Source organism: Pseudomonas sp. NKUCC02_KPG, from assembly GCF_019345465.1.
Taxonomy (GTDB): Bacteria; Pseudomonadota; Gammaproteobacteria; order Pseudomonadales; family Pseudomonadaceae; genus Aquipseudomonas.
This window is the reverse complement of the sequence record NZ_JAHKRC010000028.1, coordinates 1-4,589: the sequence shown is the minus strand read 5'-3', so window position 1 is coordinate 4,589 and position 4,589 is coordinate 1. Positions and strand designations below refer to the sequence as shown.

Sequence of the window (4,589 nt, the reverse complement as noted above, 5' to 3'; positions counted from 1 at the left end):
CACGGCATCCAAGTCGATTAGATTGCCTGCCTCAGCATCAGCGATCCCTTCGGCTACCGCTCGAAAATGCCAGGACTCTGACTCTACATAACGTGCCAATGCACGTTTGAGATGGTACTGACGATCCCGATCAGTTGCTTCAGCGAGCTGATCGAGCTGGTTAATCAGCTCCGATTCCACACGAAAAGACAGGACAGGCGAGGCCATGTTATCACTCCACACGATTTTGTCTACGATGTAGACGTTGTCTACTCATATTTGAGTATTCCACTATCAGTGGAATATCGCAACTATTTGCTAATCATTTATGAGCACTCACTATCATCGACCCAGTGCGAATAACGCCGCTTATGTAAAACAGGCCCCCACACTTGAGAGAGTGCTGGGGGCCTTTTTTCGTACCCGAGGAAACCATGCCCCCTACACTGGTACGCCAGACCCCCAGCCACTGGTTTTACGCAGTGCGTGCCACTCACTCGGAACAGGAAGCCACCGCCATGCCGTTACCCGTCACGCCCTATTATGAGCGCCGTCTGCGCGACCTGCGCACGCTATCCCCTGCGGCTGCCGCACTGGCCGAGCGCATCGCCTTGGACCTGCAGCCGCAAATGCTGGCCACCTCGACCGAGATGTTGGAGGCGCAGTTACTGGATCACCTGCAGGAAGTGGCTGAGCAACAGACGCGCTGTGTAACTCGATTCTGGGACTGGTTAAACGCCGTGGTCGACGCCGGAGCGCTGCCCCCACCACAGGCTGCAGCGTTTGCCTGTGAAGCGGCCACCTTGGGCGGCCCGTCCGGAGTGGTACCCGAATGAGCGGCCGTTACGGTAACGGCAGCGACCCGTTAGCCGCGATCAGTACGTCGCCTGCAGTGCTGGCCACACTGCGCCGTCGAATGAATGCCATCGAGCTCGCCGCCGACACCCTGCAGGTGCATCTGGCCAGCGAGCGGGCGCAAGGTTTTGTTGAGATGCTGGAAGAGCTCAAGGTGCTTAAGCCGGCCGACATTGAAAGCCTGTACCTGATCATTGATGACGCCGCTCAGGCGCGCGTCACGGCGTTGCTGCTGTGATCGGGGACGGGATTCACGAAGACGCGCTGCAGCACCTGGTGCAACAGAGCGCGGTCAGGGAGTTTGTCGCCGGCCGTGATACCACCCGTACCAAGTGGACGTTTTCGGTACGCCTCGGCGGGCCGCACTCGCGGCTGATTCCAGTACGGTCGAGGCGGGAGGTGATTCGTACCTGGGCCAGCCTGACGGCGGTGGGTCGCTTTGCCGAAAGGCTTGGTGTGCGAGGCTTTGCGGTGGAACTATGAAGTTTCGCGCCCGCGAAACTGGCCACGGCTTTTAGTTATCGAGAGCGTCGAGCAAATTTGCCCAAGTAGGGGCTTCCCCTGGCTTCGCGTTGTGAGGCAATGCAGGTTTAGGCTCGGGTTTATGCTCGATCAGCCGAAGTGATTGTTGCAGCTCTTGTATCTCTGCACGCAGCAATCGAACCTCTTCAACCAACGAGTGTAGGGCTGGGTGTAAGGCGTCCATTTCAGGTGTAGGGGAAGTGTAGGGCGAGGGTGTCGGGTCAAGTGTAGGGCGGTGTAGGGTGATCCCCTGTGGTTCGCCATAAACGCGGATCATTTCTGATAGGTCGATAACCTTTTGCCCTTTACCGTCTAGGCCAGCAGTTACGCGGCCTTTAGACACGGCCTCATGCAATGTTGAACGGTGTAAACCGTAGAGTTTTGCCATGCGGCCGATGGTTAATTTTGCCATGTAGGGCAGTGTCGGGTTCTGTCTGTAGGGTGCCCTACAGTCTACTGCTATTTATGAGACTTAACCGACCATTCCCTAACGCGGTCCGGTGGACCTTGTTGGCTACCGTGCTGGTAGGCAGCACAGCTGCCAGACCCACACGGCAGCTTGTGAAAGACACAGGGTTTGCGCTGAGCGAGCAAACGCAATATCTTTGGGTAATAGATACATAGCATTAAAACGAAAAAACCCTGCCAAGGCAGGGTTTCATTCGGGCCAGCGGCGACTGCAATCGCTCTGGCCAAGGTCTCGGGGAATCTCTGCTTTTCGGTGCGGGGAACGAGACCTGGTAAGCCAATTCTGTCGGGAAAACTCCCGTCTGTCCAGCTTCCAGCCTCCCCCGACACCTCTTCCCGACGCTTGGAATCAAGATGCTTTGGGCCCGGGAAGTAATAGCTGCCGATCAAGGGGATCTCTTCACGGCAGCCGGTATAGCCGGTTAGGTGCGACCCGCAAGGGCGAGAAGGCAATGGCAGGGCAGCGTAAAAACCCAACCACGGGCGCTGTCACTGTCCTAAAACCCACCAACCGCCAGACGCCGAAGAGGGCAGGGGGCGCAGTGGTAAACAATCCCCGAAAGTCTGGAACGCCTGTTGGGAGTGGGAGCCGGGTGGTCGCACCTGGAACAAAATCCTCACTGCGTGGAGTCATGCGAGACGCTTTTTTTAAAAGCCGATCGTAGGGGCTCCCACGCCAGTGGGAGCCATCAAGTGCGTCGCGCAGCCATCATTATTGCCGCCAGTGGGCGGCCTTAGACTGGCGTCAGCCATCATTGCTCGTGCTCTTGTCTCTCAGGGTTATTACCCGCTTTGGATCTTTCCCAGCGAGTGGGGGTCCCCCTTTAGGGGGTCGAGCTGGTGAGCGCGTAGCGCGAATGCTCTTGGCTTTTTGCCCTTTTGTGCCTTTTCACCTTTATACCTCTCCTATTGGCGTTCTATTGCTGAAGCAATAGCCAACGCAATAGAACGACCAATAGAACGCCACATAGATAATCCAAGACAAAAGCAGAGCAACAGCGCGCCATCCCTACGGTCTGTCGTGGCCGCCCTGCGGGACGCCCAAACCTTCCGGGGGAGCGCCCCGTCAGGCTTTCAGGGTTCCGACTCGCTGCGCGAGCCTCCACCCTCTTTCCTCACCTGCGCCCTGAACGGGCTTGTCTCGAAAATTCACCCGCGTGCGCGCCCGGCAAAGCCGGACCAACCTGCATTCTGCAATTGCGCGACGTCTCGTTGCGGTCCTTTGTCCCTTTCTCGACTGCTACATCGCGAATCCAGGTTGGTCCGGTTTCACCTGACGCGCACGCAAGCGGTGCGGCCGGATGCTTCGCACCCTGGTTACGCCCTGAACGGGCTTCACCAGGGCAGACCGGAAAAATTTGGCCTGGGGGCCATTTTTCCTCCCCCCCCTCGTGGGCTCGGGAGGCGTCTGTCAGGCTGTTCACGCCACCAGAGGTGGCGGTTTATCCGAGCAGCTTTTGGCTGCTCGGGATGCGCTACCATGCGATTTTTTAAGGAGCCATCTCATGCAGCGTTTGGTAAAGCCGTCGGATTACGTCCTGCAGGACGTACTTGGCCAATCGATGTATCAGATTCCCTGGGAGCCCAGGCTCTGCCCGGGCAACCCTGCAGAAGATCCCGAGGCTGGCGCACTTCTTTACAACGCATTCGTCCAGGATCAGGCCAAAGGTGTTGTGCCGCGGACACCCGCCGAGCAGATGAGTGACATTCTGGATTGGGTTTTCGAAACGGCAGGCGAACCCGCCCGCAGCCTGGCCGCTGACTTGGCGGCAGCGTACCTAGGCAATCACGCCTTCCTGATCGATGATCTGGATGATTGGGACGCGGAAACCAAGTCGCATCGGGCGCACATGGTTTTTCATGGCGAGGACATTAGGGGACTTTCAGCGCGAACCGTCATGAAATTGCGGGCTCGAGCTGCCGCCGGATTTTAGCCGCGAAAATATCGTTAGACCGGTTGTTGCTACTAGTAACACGGGAGCGCATAACGAATAGAAAGGAACCCGCCCGGACGGGCCAAGAAGGTGTCGCAATGCGTATGACGTTTGGCAGTGCCTGCCGTAACGCGGGCCTTATGGCGGTGGTGTATTTCCTGTACGTGGGCTTCCAGAAGGGACACTTTGATGTCTTCGGCTGGTACGGGGTTGGGTGGTCGTGGGGGGACTGGCTAGTGTTGGCGGTGCTGACGGGGGTTTTTGGGGGCATTCTGTTTGAAGAATGGTGGGGGCAGCGCAAGCGTGCGAAGGCGAAGGCCCGCGAGCAGGGCGAAGACTTCCAATAACGCCGCGTATGTAAGTCGGACACAAAAAATCCCGCCAAAAGGCAGGATTTTTTGCTTCCGAACTCACCAATCTTCAGGGCGTTCCGCGTGCTGATGGAGAATTCGATATATCAGGATGGTATCCCCCTTCCGCGTGTAAATAGATCGATAGGGGTATTTCGAAATAATCAGTTCTCGGCAATCAGGGATATCCGAGGCTTTCCCTAACTGAGGAAAGGTCTCCAGTCGGGTTATGGCTTCCAGCACTTGGGAAATGACTTCCTCGGCCTTTTCAGCACCTAGACGCGGTTCGTAATGCTCGTAGATACCTTCGAGGTCACTGTCCGCTTTGCTGGTTAATGCGATTTTCGGCACGAGCCACCCACTTAGCCTTCACGGCATCCAAGTCGATTAGATTGCCTGCCTCAGCATCAGCGATCCCTTCGGCTACCGCTCGAAAATGCCAGGACTCTGACTCTACATAACGTGCCAATGCACGTTTGAG

General features: G+C 57.2%; 8 protein-coding genes and 1 pseudogene. 5 read left to right on the top strand and 4 right to left on the bottom strand.

Annotated elements, in window-relative coordinates:
• Positions 1-207, bottom strand: a 207-nt coding sequence (locus tag KO536_RS24005) for a CopG family ribbon-helix-helix protein (protein WP_219263252.1), incomplete at its 3' end; no start/stop codon positions are given.
• A gap of 206 nt (positions 208-413) precedes the next feature.
• Here KO536_RS24005 and KO536_RS24000 point away from each other — a divergent pair.
• Genes KO536_RS24000 through KO536_RS23990 form a run of 3 tightly spaced genes read left to right on the top strand, consistent with a single transcriptional unit; the run spans position 414 to position 1,317 of the window.
• Complete coding sequence (locus KO536_RS24000) at positions 414-815, top strand: hypothetical protein (protein ID WP_257623077.1); 402 nt, start codon at positions 414-416, stop codon at positions 813-815.
• On the top strand, positions 812-1,072 hold the full coding sequence (locus KO536_RS23995) for a hypothetical protein (RefSeq protein ID WP_106117521.1): 261 nt from the start codon (positions 812-814) through the stop codon (positions 1,070-1,072). The genes KO536_RS24000 and KO536_RS23995 overlap by 4 nt, the downstream gene beginning before the upstream one ends.
• A complete protein-coding gene (locus tag KO536_RS23990) occupies positions 1,069-1,317 on the top strand; it encodes a hypothetical protein (protein ID WP_106117520.1) in 249 nt (82 codons plus the stop codon). Before KO536_RS23995 ends, KO536_RS23990 begins: the two co-directional genes overlap by 4 nt.
• A gap of 31 nt (positions 1,318-1,348) precedes the next feature.
• On the opposite strand, the gene KO536_RS23985 is transcribed toward KO536_RS23990, so the two are convergent.
• Positions 1,349-1,768: a hypothetical protein gene (locus tag KO536_RS23985; protein WP_073510845.1), complete on the bottom strand. Its 420-nt coding sequence runs from the start codon at positions 1,766-1,768 to the stop codon at positions 1,349-1,351.
• Positions 1,769-3,329: 1,561 nt separating this feature from the next.
• Between KO536_RS23985 and KO536_RS23980 the strand changes: the two genes are divergently transcribed.
• Positions 3,330-3,758, top strand: coding sequence for a hypothetical protein (locus tag KO536_RS23980; RefSeq protein ID WP_010657471.1), 429 nt, complete (start codon positions 3,330-3,332; stop codon positions 3,756-3,758).
• A 98-nt stretch (positions 3,759-3,856) separates the two neighbouring features.
• The gene (locus tag KO536_RS23975) at positions 3,857-4,105 is read left to right on the top strand and encodes a hypothetical protein (RefSeq protein WP_095003392.1); all 249 of its coding nucleotides are present in this window, start codon (positions 3,857-3,859) and stop codon (positions 4,103-4,105) included.
• 63 nt (positions 4,106-4,168) lie between these two features.
• On the opposite strand, the gene KO536_RS23970 is transcribed toward KO536_RS23975, so the two are convergent.
• Both KO536_RS23970 and KO536_RS24395 read right to left on the bottom strand, forming a co-directional pair.
• A complete protein-coding gene (locus tag KO536_RS23970) occupies positions 4,169-4,459 on the bottom strand; it encodes a type II toxin-antitoxin system RelE/ParE family toxin (protein ID WP_084357101.1) in 291 nt (96 codons plus the stop codon).
• Positions 4,422-4,589: pseudogene (locus KO536_RS24395) on the bottom strand (transcriptional regulator); the annotation flags it as partial. The gene KO536_RS23970 and the pseudogene KO536_RS24395, both read right to left, overlap by 38 nt.